22 protein-coding genes are annotated in these 17,544 nt (G+C 39.9%); 14 read left to right on the forward strand and 8 right to left on the reverse strand.

Features of this window, described 5'->3' with window-relative positions:
• Nucleotides 1–198: 198 nt before the first annotated feature.
• Nucleotides 199–816 (reverse strand): tetratricopeptide repeat protein, encoded by a 618-nt coding sequence (locus tag AC559H_RS07350; RefSeq protein WP_026798472.1) that lies wholly within the window; start codon nt 814–816, stop codon nt 199–201.
• Between the two features lie 196 nt (nt 817–1,012).
• A complete protein-coding gene (locus tag AC559H_RS07355) occupies nt 1,013–1,627 on the reverse strand; it encodes a tetratricopeptide repeat protein (protein ID WP_026798473.1) in 615 nt (204 codons plus the stop codon).
• Between the two features lie 177 nt (nt 1,628–1,804).
• On the opposite strand from AC559H_RS07355, the gene AC559H_RS07360 reads away from it, so the two are divergent.
• From AC559H_RS07360 to AC559H_RS07400, 9 genes are all read left to right on the forward strand, one after another.
• Entirely contained in the window at nt 1,805–2,050 is a 246-nt protein-coding gene (locus AC559H_RS07360) for a type II toxin-antitoxin system HicB family antitoxin (RefSeq protein WP_026794174.1), read from the forward strand.
• Nucleotides 2,047–2,187 carry a type II toxin-antitoxin system HicA family toxin gene (locus AC559H_RS07365; protein WP_237745626.1) on the forward strand — a complete coding sequence of 47 codons (141 nt, stop codon included), beginning with the start codon at nt 2,047–2,049 and terminating at the stop codon, nt 2,185–2,187. The genes AC559H_RS07360 and AC559H_RS07365 overlap by 4 nt, the downstream gene beginning before the upstream one ends.
• Before the next feature lie 213 nt (nt 2,188–2,400).
• Nucleotides 2,401–2,631: a DUF433 domain-containing protein gene (locus tag AC559H_RS07370; protein ID WP_026786451.1), complete on the forward strand. Its 231-nt coding sequence runs from the start codon at nt 2,401–2,403 to the stop codon at nt 2,629–2,631.
• Nucleotides 2,628–2,963: a DUF5615 family PIN-like protein gene (locus AC559H_RS07375; protein WP_026786450.1), complete on the forward strand. Its 336-nt coding sequence runs from the start codon at nt 2,628–2,630 to the stop codon at nt 2,961–2,963. Before AC559H_RS07370 ends, AC559H_RS07375 begins: the two co-directional genes overlap by 4 nt.
• Nucleotides 2,964–3,180: 217 nt before the next feature.
• On the forward strand, nt 3,181–3,906 hold the full coding sequence (locus tag AC559H_RS07380; protein WP_026794175.1) for a Uma2 family endonuclease: 726 nt from the start codon (nt 3,181–3,183) through the stop codon (nt 3,904–3,906).
• Nucleotides 3,907–4,251: 345 nt separating this feature from the next.
• Nucleotides 4,252–4,701: a DUF29 domain-containing protein gene (locus AC559H_RS07385; RefSeq protein WP_036833930.1), complete on the forward strand. Its 450-nt coding sequence runs from the start codon at nt 4,252–4,254 to the stop codon at nt 4,699–4,701.
• Nucleotides 4,698–5,069 carry a nucleotidyltransferase family protein gene (locus AC559H_RS07390; protein ID WP_026794176.1) on the forward strand — a complete coding sequence of 124 codons (372 nt, stop codon included), beginning with the start codon at nt 4,698–4,700 and terminating at the stop codon, nt 5,067–5,069. Before AC559H_RS07385 ends, AC559H_RS07390 begins: the two co-directional genes overlap by 4 nt.
• A 213-nt stretch (nt 5,070–5,282) precedes the next feature.
• Nucleotides 5,283–6,455: an RNA-guided endonuclease InsQ/TnpB family protein gene (locus AC559H_RS07395; RefSeq protein WP_026798474.1), complete on the forward strand. Its 1,173-nt coding sequence runs from the start codon at nt 5,283–5,285 to the stop codon at nt 6,453–6,455.
• Nucleotides 6,456–6,480: 25 nt separating this feature from the next.
• Nucleotides 6,481–6,825, forward strand: coding sequence for a ribonuclease toxin HepT-like protein (locus AC559H_RS07400; protein ID WP_330943386.1), 345 nt, complete (start codon nt 6,481–6,483; stop codon nt 6,823–6,825).
• 42 nt (nt 6,826–6,867) lie between these two features.
• On the opposite strand, the gene AC559H_RS07405 is transcribed toward AC559H_RS07400, so the two are convergent.
• Nucleotides 6,868–7,512, reverse strand: a complete 645-nt coding sequence (locus tag AC559H_RS07405; protein ID WP_026794177.1) for a Uma2 family endonuclease — start codon at nt 7,510–7,512, stop codon at nt 6,868–6,870.
• 87 nt (nt 7,513–7,599) lie between these two features.
• On the opposite strand from AC559H_RS07405, the gene AC559H_RS07410 reads away from it, so the two are divergent.
• Nucleotides 7,600–9,213, forward strand: coding sequence for an FkbM family methyltransferase (locus AC559H_RS07410; protein WP_158442067.1), 1,614 nt, complete (start codon nt 7,600–7,602; stop codon nt 9,211–9,213).
• 87 nt (nt 9,214–9,300) lie between these two features.
• Here the strand turns inward: AC559H_RS07410 and AC559H_RS07415 are convergent, their stop codons facing one another.
• Nucleotides 9,301–9,765 (reverse strand): DUF29 domain-containing protein, encoded by a 465-nt coding sequence (locus AC559H_RS07415; protein ID WP_026794178.1) that lies wholly within the window; start codon nt 9,763–9,765, stop codon nt 9,301–9,303.
• A gap of 230 nt (nt 9,766–9,995) precedes the next feature.
• On the opposite strand from AC559H_RS07415, the gene AC559H_RS07420 reads away from it, so the two are divergent.
• Complete coding sequence (locus AC559H_RS07420; protein ID WP_026794179.1) at nt 9,996–10,337, forward strand: hypothetical protein; 342 nt, start codon at nt 9,996–9,998, stop codon at nt 10,335–10,337.
• A 3-nt stretch (nt 10,338–10,340) separates the two neighbouring features.
• Complete coding sequence (locus AC559H_RS07425; RefSeq protein WP_148292156.1) at nt 10,341–10,547, forward strand: glycosyltransferase; 207 nt, start codon at nt 10,341–10,343, stop codon at nt 10,545–10,547.
• Nucleotides 10,548–10,741: 194 nt separating this feature from the next.
• Here AC559H_RS07425 and AC559H_RS07430 read toward each other — a convergent pair whose 3' ends face one another.
• The 4 genes from AC559H_RS07430 to AC559H_RS07445 all read right to left on the reverse strand — a co-directional run bounded on the left by AC559H_RS07430 (nt 10,742) and on the right by AC559H_RS07445 (nt 15,653).
• On the reverse strand, nt 10,742–11,605 hold the full coding sequence (locus AC559H_RS07430; RefSeq protein WP_071782628.1) for an SPFH domain-containing protein: 864 nt from the start codon (nt 11,603–11,605) through the stop codon (nt 10,742–10,744).
• 93 nt (nt 11,606–11,698) lie between these two features.
• Entirely contained in the window at nt 11,699–13,579 is a 1,881-nt protein-coding gene (locus AC559H_RS07435; RefSeq protein ID WP_026794180.1) for a S9 family peptidase, read from the reverse strand.
• A 249-nt stretch (nt 13,580–13,828) separates the two neighbouring features.
• Nucleotides 13,829–15,163 (reverse strand): mechanosensitive ion channel family protein, encoded by a 1,335-nt coding sequence (locus AC559H_RS07440; protein WP_233422969.1) that lies wholly within the window; start codon nt 15,161–15,163, stop codon nt 13,829–13,831.
• A complete protein-coding gene (locus AC559H_RS07445) occupies nt 15,078–15,653 on the reverse strand; it encodes a hypothetical protein (RefSeq protein ID WP_051319833.1) in 576 nt (191 codons plus the stop codon). Before AC559H_RS07445 ends, AC559H_RS07440 begins: the two co-directional genes overlap by 86 nt.
• A 207-nt stretch (nt 15,654–15,860) precedes the next feature.
• On the opposite strand from AC559H_RS07445, the gene AC559H_RS07450 reads away from it, so the two are divergent.
• Both AC559H_RS07450 and AC559H_RS07455 read left to right on the forward strand, forming a co-directional pair.
• Nucleotides 15,861–16,361: a CGLD27 family protein gene (locus AC559H_RS07450; protein WP_026794181.1), complete on the forward strand. Its 501-nt coding sequence runs from the start codon at nt 15,861–15,863 to the stop codon at nt 16,359–16,361.
• A 40-nt stretch (nt 16,362–16,401) separates the two neighbouring features.
• Nucleotides 16,402–17,355, forward strand: coding sequence for an asparaginase (locus tag AC559H_RS07455; protein ID WP_026786442.1), 954 nt, complete (start codon nt 16,402–16,404; stop codon nt 17,353–17,355).
• The last annotated feature ends 189 nt before the right edge of the window (nt 17,356–17,544 follow it).

Consider the following 17,544-nt stretch of genomic DNA (forward strand, 5'->3'; position numbering starts at 1 on the left):
CGTTTGGTTGCTACTCGATCACCTGTCATTCTGTTTTTCATTTTCACCTTCATTGATGTTAATATATTATCTCTGATCCTTTTATAACCAACGGGTTTACCATGAATACTCATATCCTGACCATCCCAATCTTCGATTTCAATAAATTCTTGAAGTTGGTTGATTAATCGATCATGTCTTTCTTTAGGGATATTAACTTTATTCCAATGTAAAGACTGCGTTTTTAATTAACTTTGTTGGAATATCTTTATAATAATCCCATAAATCAGGGTTGGGTTCAAAGGTGACGCAATCATAGTTTGAATGAATCATTAAAAATTTGATAGCAGAACATCCATCATATCCGCCACAATCGATAAATAAACCTCGGTCTTGTTTGGGAGTTTGGCCATTTCTGCCCCTATCCTTAACAGTGTATTGATCATTGATCAGACTTAGATATTTGTTGCCAAACAACCTCTCTTTTTGAGTGAATACTTCACTCAATCTATTCTGTAATTTATTGCACTCCGGTTTAATCTCAATAGCTTTTTGTAAATACTCAACAGATGCTTCTAAATCTCCCTGTTGGGCTAAAGCCTCCCCTAAACTATAAAATAACCAAGCCGAATTGGGATTAACTTTCAAACCCTGGGAATAACAATCAATAGCCCCATCTAAATCCCCCTTTTTAACCAAAGTATCGCCCAAGTTATTGTAAGCCCAAGAAAAATGGGGGTTAATGGTGATTACCTGATGATAAAGCGTTATAGCCTTATCTAACTTCCCTACCCGCTTCAACTGATTCGCCTGCTTAAGCAACTGACCTGCACTCATGTCTTGATTATCCCTTGTCTATGTTTTTTTAGTTAGAAAGAAAAATTTTAGGTAGCCCTAATTTTTTTTATTACAAAAAATACGGTTTTTAATCCATCGTCAAGAGGAGAGTTTAATACATCACTGACAGCATATTTTCCCTGTCCCCACAGATTCACAAGCATAGGCATCACACTAGCCTCTGCCCCAAAAGGATCTAATTCTGATGTTGAAGAAACTCCGTATTTTCTTTTTTTACCCATACCTGATCTAATTTGCGCTCATTCCCAGCTTCTTGAACTCGGGCATAGCGATCATAATCAAAATGTCCTTCTTCATTTAGATACTTATGAAGTACATATTGTCCATGATCATCAGGCAGGGTATCCTTTGGCAATACTGGGCTTCTAATTATTTTTTTAGCTGGTCTTAAAACTTGTGAATCATCCTCAACTTTGCTCGATTTATTCAATCTTTTACAAACATTCTCATACAAGCCTAGCAGTTTTATATTCCCCCTAATTTCCGGTTGAATCTCAATAGCTTTTTGTAAATATTCAACAGCAGTTTCTAAATCTCCCTGTTGGGCTAAAGCATCTCCCAAAGCATAAAATAACCAAGCCGAATTGGGATTAACTTTCAAACCCTGGGAATAACAAGCAATAGCCTCATCTAAATTTCCCTTTTTAACCAAAGCATCTCCTAAGTCATAATAAGTCCAAGCAAAATGGGGGTTGATCTCGATCGCTTGATGATAAAGTGTGATCGCCTCGTCTAACTTACCTTCTCGCTTAAGTTGATTAGCTTTTTTGATCAAATTCCCTGCACTCATAGGATTTACACTCTCCAATTTAATAATGATGTCATTTTATTACTTAATTATAGATTATAATAGGGGTTTATTTCCCGATTTGAAAGATTTGTTCGGCTGTTAAATGGGGAGACTTGAGAACAGTTGGGGCGTTTAGAGGATGCGATCGTGAAGTCTATAGAGGAGAATCTACAGAAAATGCTTTATAAGATTCCATTGCTGCTCTCACCACAACCTGAAGGGGGATTTACGGTGACATCCCCATTATTGCCAGAACTTCTGACCGAGGGTGACACCGTTGAGGAAGCTCTGGCCAATGTTCAGGATGCTCTAGCTGCTGTGGTTGAGATTTATGAAGATTTAGGACGAGCTTTACCGCTAAATCTCTGCGTTGCTGATGCTAACCATTCCCTGTGGCTAGAAACTCTGGTGGTCAGTCCATGAAGTATCGCGAAGTGGCTCGAAAACTCAAAGCCTTGAATTGTCAAGAATTGCCTCGACGCGCGGGTGGCTCTCACCGAAAATGGTTTAATCCAAATACACAGCAATCTTCGGTGCTACACCGATTGGGGAAGTCGTGACCTCAAAGTAGGAACACTACGGTCTGCACTACGACAATTGGGGATTGATTGGGATGTTTTCAACAAGGCCTAATCCCTGGTGGTAGAAAGGAATAAAGCCGGGTAATTAAAAGGCGATTAAAATCGCGGCTACACAGGGGAGATGGGTTGATGTGGAAAAGCTAGGATAATGGTTGTTAAAATTGTTTGATTGTGGCAATAAATGTAACTAAAATGACTGCAAAAAGCTTGCTTAATCGAATTACTTATAACCCCAGGCAATGTGGAGGGAGACCTTGCATTCGAGGGATGCGAATTCGCGTTTCTGATATTTTAGAGATGCTGGCAGAAAATGTTAGTAGTGGGGAAATTTTAGAAGATTTCCCCGACTTGGAGGCGGAGGATATTCAAGCTTGTTTGTTGTTTGCTGCCCGACGAACTAATATTCCTAAATTAACAGTATGAATTTTTGGATTGATGCCCAACTTCCTCCAAGTTTAGCTAATTGGTTGGTCGAAACTTTTAATGTTAATGCTACGGCTATTAGAGATTTGGGGTTACGAGATGCTGAAGATATAGAGATTTTCAATGCTGCCAGGAACCCAGGGACGGTTATTGTTAGTAAAGACAGCGATTTTGTGGAGTTAGTTACTCGTTTAGGAACTCCACCTCAAATTCTCTGGTTGACTTGTGGGAATGTTACTAACCGAAACCTGCGACTGATTTTGAGCAATACTTTTGCCGAAGCATTACCAATGCTAGAAGCTGGAGAAGCGATTGTGGAAATTAGCGATTAGGGGAATGGATAGAACAAAAAAACGATATCCGCGCACCATCAGGACAAAGATGGTATTTGGGGATGAAAAGAAAAATCCGACCGGTGAAATCTTCAACCCGCGTCGGCGGGTTTTGTTTCTGTAGATGCGGTTTCAACCGCCTTTGTTTAAAGCTTGTCTGGTGAAATGGTGAATATGTTACCCTAGTCTTAAGATCGGGTTTTATGAGGTCTCAATGATGACAACTTCCCTCAGATATTCACTTTTTGATGTTACTTATCCTGATAGTGATGGCTTGCCAATGGCTGAGAGTGATGCAACTAGAGATTACTTGATTTATGGTGTCGAAGCCTTAGACAGTTATTTTCAAGAAAATGCTAATGTTTATGTTTCTGGAAATTTATTTATCTATTACGAACAGGGCAACCCCAAAGCAGTCGTAGCTCCCGATGTGTTTGTGGTGTTTGGCGTTGAGAAAAAAAAGCGACCTTCCTATAAGACATGGGAGGAACAGGGCAAAATCCCTGACTTTGTGCTGGAAATTACTTCAAAAAGTACGAAGAGTGAAGATCGTGGTACGAAAAGAGGTTTATATGCTTATTTGGGAGTGCAAGAATATTTTCAATATGATCCGACTGCTGACTATTTGAAGCCATCTTTGCAAGGATTTCGTTTGATTGAAGGCAATTATTTACCAATTTCAGAGCAAATTCATGGCGATCACCTCTCAGTTTATTCTGAAACACTGGGCTTAGAGCTATGGTTAGAGACAAATGGTGAGATGCGTTTTTATGCACCCAAGTCAGGAGCTAAATTACTTAGCCCAAGAGAGATGGAACAAGCCAAGCATCAAGCTGAACAAGCCCAACATCAGGCTGAACAGGCTCAACATCAAGCTGAACAAAGGGCGGCTAAGTTGGCGGCTAAGTTGCGTGAGCTAGGGATTGATCCAGATTTGATTTAAGGAAATTCTTGAAGAGTGTTATCAAGACGGACGAGAAATTGCCTCAAGGCGATCACAACTTCCCCTAGTGCACTTTTCGTTGAAAAGTGGTAGAAAGGAATAAAGCCGGGTAATTAAAAGGCGATTGAAATCGCGGCTACACAAACGATGTCCGCCTTCGCGGACAAAGATGGTATTTGGGGATGAAAAGAAAAATCCGACCGGTGAAATCTTCAACCCGTGTCGGCGGGTTTTGTTTGTGTAGATGCGGTTTCAACCGCCTTTGTTTAAATCTTTGGATTAAGATAGAGATGGTTGAAATCCCTATTCAAGCAATGAGATTAGCCTATCAGCAAAACAGAAAATATGATTCAACATAATCTTTACGAGAATGATTTTTATACTTGGTCTTGTCAACAGGCTCAATTACTGCGGGAAAAAAAATTTGATCAAGTGGATTGGAGCAATATTATTGAGGAGATTGAAGACTTGGGACGCAGTGAATATCGAGCGTTTGTATCTGCAATTGAACAGCTAACCTTGCATTTGTTGAAATGGCAATATCAGAAAGAACGTCGCTCCCCAAGTTGGCGACATTCTATTGACAAGCAAAGAATTCAAATAGAACGTATCCTTGAGGATAATCCTGGCTTGCAAACTCGAATCCAAGAAGCCGTTAGTAAGGGGTATAAGTATGGACGCAAAGGAGCGAGTAAAGAGACTTTTCTGGACGAGAAGGTTTTTCCTCAAGGTTGCCCTTATACTTGGGAAGAGTTGGTAGATGAGGATTTTTTTCCCGAAGGACATCAAGTATGAAATTAACTACTCCCTTTGAGACGTCTAAGTTAGATCAAATTATTCGCGATCGCTATGAACAAAATGAGAGAGAACGTCAAAAATTGTTGCAAAAAGTTGTGGAATGGCTAGATGAACATGGATTGCAGTATGGTATTCAAACAGCCTATATTTTTGGCTCGCTAACACAACCCCAAAGATTTCATCAAAACTCTGATATTGATATCGCTGTTGAGCAAATTAATCCCGATGATTTTTTTGCTGTAATTGGCTTTATTTCTGAGACTATGGGGCGTGATGTGGATGTAATTGAACTTTACAAATGTCACTTTGGCGATCGGATTAGACAAACAGGTATTCCATGGACAGCAATAAACTCATCCTTTTAAAAGTTGACTTAGAGGGTCAGATGAATGATATACAAAGAATTCATCAAAAACTACTAGATAGGGTTGCGAAGTTGGCAGTAGATGATGACGTAATCTTAGAAAGTATTGCCTATCAAATTCATCGAAAAATTGGGTAGAAACCCCGTCGTTCTACGACGGCTTTGATATTTTTAATTTAACACATTCACAAAAAGATATACTATAATGTGAGGTATGGAAAAAGCCTTTAGTTACCGATTTTACCCAAGTCCAGAGCAAGAGTCGCTATTGCGACGCACTTTGGGTTGTGTAAGGTTGGTTTACAACAAGGCTCTCCATGAGAGAACTCAAGGATGGTACGAAAGACAAGAAAAAATTGGATATAACCAAACATCCTCTATGCTGACCAAATGGAAAAAACAAGAAGACTTGGATTTTCTTAATCAAGTTAGCTGTGTACCAATACAACAAGGGTTGAGACATCTTCAATCGGCATTTGCTAATTTCTTTGCAGGAAGGGCAAAATATCCCAACTTCAAGAAAAAAAGGAATGGTGGTAGTGCTGAATTTACAAAGTCGGCATTTAAGTTTAAAGATGGAAAAATCTACCTGGCGAAAAGTGTTGAGCCTTTAGATATTCGATGGTCTAGGCAGATTCCAAAAGGATGTGAGCCGTCCTCTGTAACCGTTAAGATGCACCCGTCGGGACGTTGGCATATTTCCATTCGTTTCGATGATCCAACAATTAAGCCATTGCCTGTTAATGATAATGCGATTGGGATTGACTTGGGTATTACAAGCCTGATTGCTACCAGCAACGGTGAAAAAGTGTCTAACCCCAAACAATTTAAGAAGCATTACAAAAGATTGAAACGGGCGCAAAAGAATCTTTCTCGTAAACAAAAAGGTTCCAAGAATAGGGAAAAAGCGAGGATTAAGGTAGCAAAAGTTCACCTTAAAATTGCAGATTCCCGTAAAGATTTCTTGCATAAGCTGACGACTAACTTGGTACGCGAAAATCAAACGATTGCCGTTGAGTCGTTAGCAGTTAAGAATATGATCAAAAACCACAAGCTCGCACTGGCTATTTCTGATAGCGGATGGAGTGAGTTGATTCGGCAATTAGATTACAAGTGTCTTTGGTATGGGCGTAATCTAGTTAAGATTGACCAATGGTTCCCTAGTTCTAAACGCTGCGGGAACTGTGGTCACACAATGGATAAATTGCCACTAAATATTCGTGAATGGAAATGCCCTAAGTGTGAGGTAGTCCATGACCGAGATCTCAACGCGAGTAAAAATATTTTGGCTGCGGGACTCGCAGTGTCAGTCTGTGGAGCGACTGTAAGACCTGAACAGAGTCAATCTGTAAAGGCGGGTGCTATGAAGCAGAAACCTAAATCGTGAGGTTTGGGAATCCCCGCCCGTTTTACTGCGGGGTGGATGTCAAAACCTATACTGTGCCACTGAGGACTTACTGAAAATAGTGGCTAGTTGCTTTGAAAATAATATTAGTAACTCTAGCCAATGGCATAGTTTATTACTCCAGAGAATGACCATGGAAATTCCTGATATCCGTCCGGCATTTTTATCTTATAATACCCATGCTATTTTGAATAATTTGCGAGGCTTCCGTCACTTTTTTCGTCATCCTTATGGTGCAACTATTGAGTATGAACAACTTAAAATCAATTTGGATAAAGCATTAAAATTAAAAGAAAATCTTGAGACTGACATTCATCAATTTTTACTAAGGTTAGACAATGAAAATCATTGAGATTAAAGTTTTTGTTACTTAATTATAGATTATAATAGGGGTTTATTGCCCGATTTGAAATATCTGTTCGGTCGTTAAATTAAGTTCTGGGAAAGTAAGCGATCGCACTATATCTTTACCCCTAAATAAATTTACCATATATTCTCCTTCCACTAAATTACAAACCGAAATAGTCGGTTGTTTGGGATCACCAATATAGCGCCGACCTCCTAAACCCAAATAATCAACAATCCAATACTCACCTATACCTAATTTTTCATATTCTCCTAGTTTCATTAAATAATCATCTTGCCAATTGGTACTCACGACTTCTATCGCTAATTTAATGCTTGTTCCTTGAGTAATCGTCGATCGCTTTTTCCACATAGATTCATTCATAATAGCATTAAAATCTAATACCATCACATCAGGAATATAAGCTGATTTATCAGAGTCTATTGCTTTAATAAGCCCTTGTCTGGGGATAAAAAATGGCAAATTTAAACGTTTAATTTCCACACCCAGTTCCAAAGCTAAAAAGCCCGCTACTTGTTCATGAGTTCCTGTCGGTTGCATTTTAACAATAACTCCATTATGTAATTCAAAGCGACCATGACCATCAGGATACCATTCAAAAAACTCCTCTAAATTCATTAATTGAATATCTTTATCTTCAACATTAGTAGTCACTTTTTCTTCTGTAAACATATTGGTACTCCTAGCAATGGGCATTATAAATAAGGATAGGATCAGTTATTAATGGTTTCCGTTAATTCAATTCTACTACCTGATACAATGGAAACTCAAATCATTAGACCTCAAGCAACCCTCTCCATGAAACTCAACTTTCCCGACCTCTGCCAACACCACAACATCACCCCACGCGGCATTATCTTGATTGGTGCTTACGATGGCAAAACCCTCAAACGTCTCAACCTCCCCAATACCGTTAAAATCCTAGTCATTGATGCCAACCAAGGCGCCGTTGAACGACTGCAAGAGAATTTTGCCGATAGTCCCAATATCCAGGTGGTTCAAGCTGCTATTGCCAACCATAACGACACCGTTACCCTGCACCTAACTTCCCTTGAGTCTAGCAGTTCTATTTTGCCCTGGAAACAGTACAGTGAAATTTACCCCAATATTAAAGAAATTCAACAACTCACCCTTTCCTCGCGCACCCTGGATACTCTCCTGGAAGAACTGAACCTCTCTCCTAGTGATTTTAATATTCTGATTCTCGATATCCAAGGTGCTGAACTTTTGGCCTTGGAAGGTGCTAACCAACTTCTAAATACCTTAGATGCTATTTACACCAATGTTCATTATCAAGAACTATTTGAAGGCGGTGCATTAGCGGAAGAAGTTAATCAGTTTCTCTCCGACTATCAATTTGATATTGTTGCCGAGGATACTCCTTACCATCCCGCTTGGGGAGAAGCATTTTATGTGCGTCAAACTGTTAGGACTGAGGACGGAATTCATCCGGTTAAACCCCTATCTTCAATTGCCAAGCAACTTCAAGAAACCAAACAGGAGTTAGAAATTTTACAGTCCCAATACCAAGAGGTTTTGTTAATATTGGAACAATCTCAAGTTCAACAGGACGAAGGTACAGAAATTTTAGTTAAGTTAGAATCTCAACGGGATCAAATATTACAGGAATTAGAACAATCTCAAACCCAACGGTCACAATTAGAAACCCAACTCCAACAAACCCAAACTCAATTAGAACAATCTCAAGTTCAACTGCACGCAAATGCAGAAAATTTAGTTGAGTTAGAATCTCAACGAGATCAAATATTGTCAGAATTAGAACAATCTCAAACCAACCTTAAACAAACCCAAACGGAATTAGAACAAACTCAAAACCAAAATCAACAACTTCAAACCGAACTCAAACAATCTCAAACTATATTAGAACAATCTCAAACGGAATTAGAACAATCTCAAACGGAATTAGAACAATCTCAAACCAACCTTAAACAAACCCAAACGGAATTAGAACAAACTCAAAACCAAAATCAACAACTTCAAACCGAACTCAAACAATCTCAAACTATATTAGAACAATCTCAAACGGAATTAGAACAATCTCAAATCAACATTAAACAAACCCAGAAAGAATTTGACCAATCTCGTTCAGAACTGCATGAAGTTCGAGAAGAATTAGAATTAACTCAATTTCAACTGGATGAAGTGCAGGTCGAGTTAGAACAATATGTTTCCCAGTTTCATCAACAAAAAGAGGAAATCACCAAACTAAAAACCGAACTAGAACAAGCGAAAACTCAATTAACTCAAGTTCAATATCAACCGGAAATCACCGTTAGTAAAAAATCAAAATCCGATAATGCAGCAATAGTTAAATTATTAGCAAAAGTTCTAGCGGAAACTATGGAAGATTAGGGAGGATATATTGTCAGCAACCGCCAAAGAGTTTGGTTTAGGCTATATTCCTGACGTGAAACTTAATTCTCAAGGCACTCTCGGTGTTCAATATTCCCAATCTTGGCTAGTATCGCAGATAAAACCATCTGCGATCGCTTCCTCAAAATTGTATGGACATTTTTCGGGAAAAGTTCTTAATGGCAAGTTTGTTTCTCGTAGTGCCAAATCAACTCCTGCTTCAAAGCCATCTTCCAAAGCGTCAATTATGCGAGACTTTAAGCTAGGATTACGATAAAAATGGCGACTAATGGCACGGCGCTGTTCTCTGATGGTCAGAAACCAACTGCGAGAACGGTTTTCTGGTTGATATTGCCACTTGAGGAGATGCCCTAACAAGACAGTAATACGACTGACTAATTCTCGGTATTCCTGTCTTCCCAAGGCTTGTACCTCCTCCTGTAAGTTTTGCCAATCTAATTCTGATACTTGTCTGTTGGCTATTACCTGTACTTGCCACTGTGTCCAGCCGTAAAAATCTTGTTCGTATTGTGAAACTATTTTAGAATTCATGGTATTAATAGTTAACTTTAACCCTAAAAAATTTTACTATAGCAATCTTAAATGATTTGTGATAGAAATATATAACCTCACCCTAGCCCTCCCCTTACTAAGGGGAGGGTTGGGAGGGGTAAATATAGATGGAAATATTACAACTGATTTAGGATGGCTATATTATGTATTATATCTAAAACTCTCATAAGATGTCGAAGCCAAGTTCTAACAGAAACCATTGAAGATTAGTGAGGATATATTATGATAGCGACCCCTTTATCAATTTCTCCCAATATCCAACCCTCGTTAAATCTAACAATATTCCGGTGATTAATGGAAGTCAATTAATTACCGCTATTCATCAAAATCACGATTATAACCATCTATCAGGACGGCGTTTAGAAGCCTTTCAAGGAATAGAAGCACAACAAAATCAAACCTTCCTCCAGGGTCATTTGGCGGGAAATAGTGCGGATGCAACGGTCTACTTAACTCCTCTGTCTCCTAACCATACCCCTAAAGTTAGTGTGATTATTTCTATGACCTCTGCGGAGGAGGAGACGCGCCGTGGCTCGTCTCTACGGAGTTAGGCCATTGATAGTGTTTACCAACAAACTTTTACCGACTTTGAAATTATCGTAATTGATGATAGTTTTACGGGTGAAATGCGATCGCAACTTAAAGTAAAATATCCCTTAATTAATTATATCCATCAACCCGATCAGGGAAAAGCAAAATTAATTAATCATTCTTTTCCTTTTCCATTCCTTATTCAGCAAGCCCTAAATAGGGTAGAATGAAAAACCAAGTTTAGAAAAATCAATAAAATGAGAGAAAATTCGAGTTTGAGTAGTTTGGAGATAAAGCAACCACCAAGGCAGTTAAGACACCAGACGGATATTGGAACCCAGACGGTAAAGTGTTTTCCCCCCAGCCCCCCGTGCACGGGGGGTTTGGGGGGCTGTTCCGGTGTTCCCTGCTATAAAGGCATAGTCTAGGTTTTTTGAATATTAGGATTAGGTTGAATTTTAGTTACTTCTTCTAAATTGGGTAAAATAATTGGATTGTTCAAATTTTCCGTATTGGTTTCCATTAGATTAGTAATGGATTCTGTTAATTGACTAGGGTTCATAAAGATAATTTTTGAATTAGCACTTTGACTTAACTGTTGGTTAGCTTCAACATATTGTTTTGTAATTAAAAATTTTAAAAATTCTTGACTATTGGTTTTTAATCCTAAAGTATCTGCTAACACTCGAATCGATTGAGCTTGTCCTTGAGCTTCTAAAATTTCTGCCTGTTTTTGACTTTCAGCAACCCGTTTGCGTTCCATTGACTCTTGGATAGATTTAGGAGGAGTAATATTTTGAATATCAACCCGAATTATAGTAATTCCCCAGGTCTTTGTTCCTTCTGCTAAGGCATATAATAATCTTCTGTTAATGTCTTTAATTTTAGCTAATAATTCTTCCAGATTCGTTAACCCGATTTCTGCCCTAAGTGTGGTTAAAACTAAATTAGAAATCGCTTCTTTGGTTTTATCGGTTTCAACGTTATAATAAAAATTTTGTAAATCTTCAATTTTCCAAAAAACCGCCGCATTAATTCTGAGGGTGATTTGATCTTTTGTAATCACTTCTTGAGGGTCAATATCTAATAAACGTTCACGGTTGGTATCATAATAAACAATTTTCTCCGCCACAGGAATAATAAATTGCAGTCCTGGTTTTAGAGTCCGTCTATATTTACCTAATCTTTCAACAATAGCTTGGTCACTGGTACTAACCACTTTCACCGAAGAATTTAGTGTAAATCCAATGATAATGGGAAATAAAATACCGAGAATATATTGGAACATAAACAGTAAAGTTTGGGGTAATTAACGGGTTAATCAAATCATCAATACCTGTAGAGACGTTGTATACAACGTCTCTACAGCCCTGGGTTAATTTCAGGATTTAATCACACCAGAATGTCCAGTCATTTCTCCCACCGGTTCAAAGCGTCCGCCTAAATATTTAGCCAGAAATTCTTCGGCGACTGCATAGAAATGTAAGCGATTTTCGGGACGGGCAAAACCATGTCCTTCATCGGTATATAACACATATTCTACAGGTTTATCAGCTTGTTTCATCGCCTCAAAAATCTGTTCACTTTCCGCTTGTTTAACCCTGGGATCATTGGCTCCTTGACCAATCAATAAAGGTTTCTCAATCCGGTCAACAAAAAATAAAGGCGATCGCTGTTTTAAAAATTCCGGTTCCGTGTCTAAATTCCCCACCCGATGATAGAAATTCTTGCGAATGGGTTCCCAATAGGGCGGAATACTTTGCATCAAAGTAATAATATTACTCGGCCCGACAATATCCACACCACAGGCAAAAACTTCGGGAGTAAATGTTAAGCCAACCAAGGTCGCATAACCCCCATAAGACCCGCCCATAATTGCAATTTTATCCGGTTGGGAAATGCCATTTTCAACTAACCAATTCACACCATCAATTAAGTCCTGGTGCATTTTTCCCGCCCATTCTCGGTTGGCGGCATTTAGAAAGGCTTTGCCATAGCCCGTTGATCCCCGGAAATTCACCTGTAAGACCGCGTAACCCCGGTTAGCTAACCATTGGGCTTGGGAGTCATAACCCCAGGTATCTCGCGCCCAGGGGCCACCGTGAACCAATAGCACCGTCGGGGCGGGAAGCTCAACCCCAACGGGTTTGGTTAAATAACCATGAATGGTTAACCCATCAATTGCGGTGTAAGAAATTGGTTCCATAGAGGCTAAAGATAAGCCTTCTAATTTGGGTTTATTACTGAATAAAAAGCTATGGGTTTTGGTGGGGCGATCGTAAACGTAAAAATACACCGGGCCGTCATCGGTGACAAAACTAATTAACCATTTTTCATCGGATAATGTTCGACTAATCCCAAATTCCCCCGGACGAATTTGTTTAATTGCCTCGATATCTTCGGCAATAATCGGGTCAATAATTTGCCATTCTTCCTTATCTTTATAAAAAGAAACCGCCTCAATATTTCGGGTGGTAGGATGGGCTAATAATCCGCCAATATCATATTCAGGATCTTCGGCAATTACTGTTTCTTGACGGGTGGATAAATCCAATGCAATTAATCTTTCAGCATTAGCATCATGGTTCCCCACCATATATAAAATTTTGCCATCATTGGAAAAGAAAGCCGCCCCTCCTTCTTCATCGGGCCCCCAATGACGGAGGGTTTCCCAAGGATGTTCGGGAGTTTCTCGATATAATAAATCAAACCCACCATCATCGGTGCTAGAACTTGCCGCCCGGATATTAAACTCAGCATCGGCCGTCCAACTAACAATATTACCCGGATTTTCCGTATGGAAATCAACGGCTCCGTTTTTTAAATTCACCTGATAAACGTCAAAAACCTGCGGATCTCTCAGGTTCATTCCGACTAAAATTTGATCAGGGAATTTGTGGTCTAAATTAACGACGTTGGAGTTAACTCCTTGAAACGGAGTTAAGTCTCGAACAACCTGGGTTTGGACATTTACTAAATATAAATGCCAGTTTTCATCGCCATCGGAGTCTTGAACATAAATCAGTTGATCGGGGTCATAAGTCCAGAAAAATAATCGAATACCTCGTTTTGGATCACGGGTTAAAGCTCGGGTTTCCTCCTGTCCAACGGTTTTTAACCAAACCTGTAAAATATTCTTTTCATCGGGGGCAATATAGGCCAGGTATTTACCATCGGGGGAAAGACGGGGGCTAGTGCGTTCGGGGTTGCCAAACAGTAGTTCCCGGGGAATTAAAGGTGGAAGTTCGGTTGCCGTGGTCATATTTTGTGTTTTCAAAACTTAACTTTTTCTATTGTGGCATTTTCCCTTGATTTTATTGAGAATAGGTTGATCGGGACTTGCAAAAATTAAAGGACTTACGCACAGATAACGTAATTGTGTGATTGCGAAGGGTCGTGAAGCAATTTCAAAGCCTTGTCACACCGTTATATGCGTAAGTCCTGTACCAAATGAATGGGAGTGAACTACCCTGTTCTATCGAAGCCCATCTTTAATATTGTCTACAGGCATTTATTCAGGGAGAGATGCTGTCGGCATTTTCACAACAGACTTAGGCATTTCAATCATTGTTTGTCCGAAATTCAGGTTGCGTTCAGGAACTGCTGACATCTGGATATTTTCTTGTTTAAAACGTTCCTGAATCATCTGAATTACTTCTTCATGAACTCCCCAAAAATCTTCTGTTTTAGTCCAACCACTTACACCTATAGAGAAATAGTAATCTTCAACTGACCAGAGAAATTTGCCTGGTTTGGGATCTTGAAGAATTTTCGGGTGTGATTGAATAATTTCCACCAATAATTTTTGCACACTTGCTAAGTCTTCTTTAAAGCCAATTCGCAACCAAACCGCTACTTTACGGATTTCCCCATCAGTCAGATTTTCTATCATCCCACCCCAAACAGTATTATTGGGAATAACATACATCTGACCTCCGAAACCTTTAATTTTAGTGCTGGCTAAAGAGATAGAATCAACATAACCCCAAATACCACCAAGTTTGACTTCATCACCAATATCAAAGGGTTTGTTAAACATAATCATCAAACCACTGGCAAAGTTACCCAAATTGCTTTGTAGGGCAAAAGCCAAGATGAAACTTGCACCCCCAAGCAGGGCTAGAATTGGGCCCAGGCTGACTTCTAGTGCGGTCAGGGCTAACATTACACCGACAACGATACCACCACGTTTGACGACCATGACGGTAAAATGACGCAATAGCTCAGATGCACCCCCAATCCGTTTTAAAGAGAGATTTAAGATAATTCCGAGAATCTGAGAAACAATGGTAGAGGCAATCACAATACCTACGAATTTACCGATGTTGGTTGCCCAGCGCAGGCCACCTTCTCCTGATTTCACCCAACTCATCAAGCGAACGCCCACACCCTCGCTGTCTTTCAAGTCAACTGAAACTACGCTGATGGCATCAATATATTTTAGATAAGGTTTAGGATCTCCTCCTTTGCGTTCTAATTCTGCAAGCACAACTTTGAATCTGTCAACTATGGCGGTTCGCTCTGATTGCAGTTCTGTAACGTTAGCTACGAGTTGATTCTTTAATTTCGCTTCTGCATCAGCATTTTTATCTAATTGATCTGCGGCTTTTTCTAGTTTTTCTCCCTTGGTTTTAAGACTTTCATTATTGTCAATAGTATCAACTGGCCCAGCTATTTTGGTACTCCCATCACCTTCTATTTTGGTGTTATCTAAAGCAATTGCAGCTTTATTCAACTCTTGGGAAGATTGTTTATTAGGATCAGGGGTTTGAACCCCTTCTATTTGTTCTCTCAGTTGTTTGAGAGAAATCTGGTTGAACGTCCTTTTTAGCTTCTTGAGCCTCATTAATAGATTCCTGTCCTTTTTTCAGGTTTTCTTTGGCTTCTTCTACTTTTTTTGTAGCTTCTTGATATTCTGGAGAACCAGGAGTTGCCGTCTTGAGTTGTTCTTCTGCTGCTTTCAGGGCTTCCTGTGACTTGTTTAGGGAATCAGATGCTTCTTGTTGTTTGTTGATGCTTTGATTTTGCCGTTTAATAGCTATTTCCGCATTACTGATTTTTTGAACTTTATCTTTTAGCAAGATCAGCCAAGCTGCTGATTCATTTTGCAATTCTTCTAAACTTAATGGTCTAACTAATAATTCCAGTTCGTCCACAGGAATTGTAGGATCTTGAGTCGTAATTGCCAATTTGGGATCGGCACTAACAGCAGCAGGTTGAACTTGCTCTGCTTGTACTTCTTCTGCTGCATTTTCTTGGGTTCTTGCTGGTGTCACCCATAGCGCGAATACAAAAACCAAACCGGCGAGAGTAATAGCACGAACTCGATAGCGCATGAATTTTTTCCCAATTACAAAAATCTATCTATTGATACTAGACTAATCTACAAACCCAGGATGTGTCGATCATATTTTAACCAAACCTGTACAATATTCTTGATCACCTGGGACAATATTGTCTAAATATTTGCCATCGGGGGAATGTCAAGTCCTAACTGCCATAAAATTAAAAGCAATATCTTAAAAAATCCCAGATTTCTTAATATGAGAGATGTTTCGGTATCCATCTGTCCGGTTCCCCCGGAACAACGTCCTGTTAATGAATATCAAGAACTCAAAGAATCTTGGTTTTTTAGTTGGGTCACACTCAACTGGCCCCAATATTTGAGAAAATTATTCTGGGTGTGGTTGATTAGCTGGATTATTTTTTGTCCCGTCGCCGCGGCTAGTTTTACACCGAGCAAATATCCGGGGCAGTTGATTCTTGGTGCTGCTTCTGGAGCAACTTTTATTTTAACCTTAGTCGTGATTCGGTTATCTTTAGGCTGGTACTATATTAGATCCCGTCTGCTCAATCCTAGGATTTTCTACGAAGAATCAGGATGGTATGATGGCCAGACTTGGCTGAAAACCCCGGAATTTTTAGTCCAAGATCGGTTAATTCTCTCCCATCAAGTGCAACCGATTCTAACTCGATTACGACAAACCTATTATGGAATAGCCGGATTGTTGCTTGGAGGAGGATTAATCTGGGTCTTGTTGTAAATATTCACCGATTCTCTTGATAAACTCTAAATTTTAAAATATGACACGGGGAAAACGAACACAAGCTAAAGAACTGGAAGTTAGACTCCTGCGGGAAGGACTGGTTGAGTCTACCCATCGGGTGCAAGCGACGGTCTGTGATCACCGAGGACGGGTGTTATCCGTTGCCGGAAACTCCGACACCGCCACCTTTATCCGTTCAGCCTTAAAACCCTTTCAAGCCTTAGCCGTGACCACTACAGGCACAATGGAACGATATGATTTAACCGATATTGATTTAGCGATTATTTGTAGTTCCCATCAAGGAACCGTCGAACAGGCTCGACAGGCTTTTAATATTCTCTGGCGGGCCGATGTTGAACCCGTCCAACTCCAGTGTCCGATTCCAGCCGGGAAAAATAGCCCCCTACAACATGGCTGTTCGGGAAAACACGCCGGAATGTTAGCGGTTTGTCAACAATGTCATTGGCCATTAGAAAGCTATTTACAACGGAAACATCCTCTACAACAATTGATTATTGGTAAAGTCGGAGAATTATTAGGACTACCTCCCGATGAGTTCCTCAGCGCCAGGGATGACTGCGGAGCGCCGACCTATTATTTGGAATTGGGTCAAATGGGGATACTCTATGCTCAATTAGCTTCCGGGGATAACCTAGACCGGGAACGGATTGTCCGGGCCATGACCCATCATCCCGAAATGGTAGCCGGAGAGGGACATTTTGATACGGAATTAATGCGTTTAACCGAAGGAGAACTGGTCAGCAAGTCCGGGGCGGAAGGAGTGCAATGTGTGGGACGCATTGGGGAAGGTTTGGGATTAGCAATTAAAGTCATGGATGGGTCAACCCGGGCTAAATATGCCACGGCGATTCATCTATTGAAACAAATGGGTTGGATTACACCGACCATTGCGGAAACCCTCTCGGAAAAATTCCTAGCCCTGAGTGATTTTAAGCGTTTGGATGTGATCGGCGAATTATCGTTTTTGTGAGTGATCAACGCCTAAAGGTATCAACGGCAAAATTAGTTTAAAAAGAGGGGAGAAAATTTCTTCTTCCCTCCATGATCAACGCCTAAGAGCATTAAAGGTAAAATCACGGCGGGGGCTGATTTAAAGAAAAAACAGAATCCCGAAAAAACAGAAAAAGTAATTGAACAGAAAAATACAACCCGATAAAAT

It is taken from the genome of Planktothrix prolifica NIVA-CYA 540, from assembly GCF_963864145.1.
In the GTDB taxonomy this organism is placed as follows: domain Bacteria; phylum Cyanobacteriota; class Cyanobacteriia; order Cyanobacteriales; family Microcoleaceae; genus Planktothrix; species Planktothrix agardhii.

Excerpts from the sequence above, each read along its gene's own strand:
- AC559H_RS07350 (WP_026798472.1), bottom strand. The coding sequence starts at position 816 with ATGAGTGCAGGTCAGTTGCTTAAGCAGGCGAATCAGTTGAAGCGGGTA.
- AC559H_RS07355 (WP_026798473.1), bottom strand. The coding sequence starts at position 1,627 with ATGAGTGCAGGGAATTTGATCAAAAAAGCTAATCAACTTAAGCGAGAA.
- AC559H_RS07360 (WP_026794174.1), top strand. The coding sequence starts at position 1,805 with ATGCTTTATAAGATTCCATTGCTGCTCTCACCACAACCTGAAGGGGGA.
- AC559H_RS07365 (WP_237745626.1), top strand. The coding sequence starts at position 2,047 with ATGAAGTATCGCGAAGTGGCTCGAAAACTCAAAGCCTTGAATTGTCAA.
- AC559H_RS07370 (WP_026786451.1), top strand. The coding sequence starts at position 2,401 with ATGACTGCAAAAAGCTTGCTTAATCGAATTACTTATAACCCCAGGCAA.
- AC559H_RS07375 (WP_026786450.1), top strand. The coding sequence starts at position 2,628 with ATGAATTTTTGGATTGATGCCCAACTTCCTCCAAGTTTAGCTAATTGG.
- AC559H_RS07380 (WP_026794175.1), top strand. The coding sequence starts at position 3,181 with ATGACAACTTCCCTCAGATATTCACTTTTTGATGTTACTTATCCTGAT.
- AC559H_RS07385 (WP_036833930.1), top strand. The coding sequence starts at position 4,252 with ATGATTCAACATAATCTTTACGAGAATGATTTTTATACTTGGTCTTGT.
- AC559H_RS07390 (WP_026794176.1), top strand. The coding sequence starts at position 4,698 with ATGAAATTAACTACTCCCTTTGAGACGTCTAAGTTAGATCAAATTATT.
- AC559H_RS07395 (WP_026798474.1), top strand. The coding sequence starts at position 5,283 with ATGGAAAAAGCCTTTAGTTACCGATTTTACCCAAGTCCAGAGCAAGAG.
- AC559H_RS07405 (WP_026794177.1), bottom strand. The coding sequence starts at position 7,512 with ATGTTTACAGAAGAAAAAGTGACTACTAATGTTGAAGATAAAGATATT.
- AC559H_RS07410 (WP_158442067.1), top strand. The coding sequence starts at position 7,600 with ATGGAAACTCAAATCATTAGACCTCAAGCAACCCTCTCCATGAAACTC.
- AC559H_RS07415 (WP_026794178.1), bottom strand. The coding sequence starts at position 9,765 with ATGAATTCTAAAATAGTTTCACAATACGAACAAGATTTTTACGGCTGG.
- AC559H_RS07430 (WP_071782628.1), bottom strand. The coding sequence starts at position 11,605 with ATGTTCCAATATATTCTCGGTATTTTATTTCCCATTATCATTGGATTT.
- AC559H_RS07435 (WP_026794180.1), bottom strand. The coding sequence starts at position 13,579 with ATGACCACGGCAACCGAACTTCCACCTTTAATTCCCCGGGAACTACTG.
- AC559H_RS07440 (WP_233422969.1), bottom strand. The coding sequence starts at position 15,163 with ATGAGGCTCAAGAAGCTAAAAAGGACGTTCAACCAGATTTCTCTCAAA.
- AC559H_RS07445 (WP_051319833.1), bottom strand. The coding sequence starts at position 15,653 with ATGCGCTATCGAGTTCGTGCTATTACTCTCGCCGGTTTGGTTTTTGTA.
- AC559H_RS07450 (WP_026794181.1), top strand. The coding sequence starts at position 15,861 with ATGAGAGATGTTTCGGTATCCATCTGTCCGGTTCCCCCGGAACAACGT.
- AC559H_RS07455 (WP_026786442.1), top strand. The coding sequence starts at position 16,402 with ATGACACGGGGAAAACGAACACAAGCTAAAGAACTGGAAGTTAGACTC.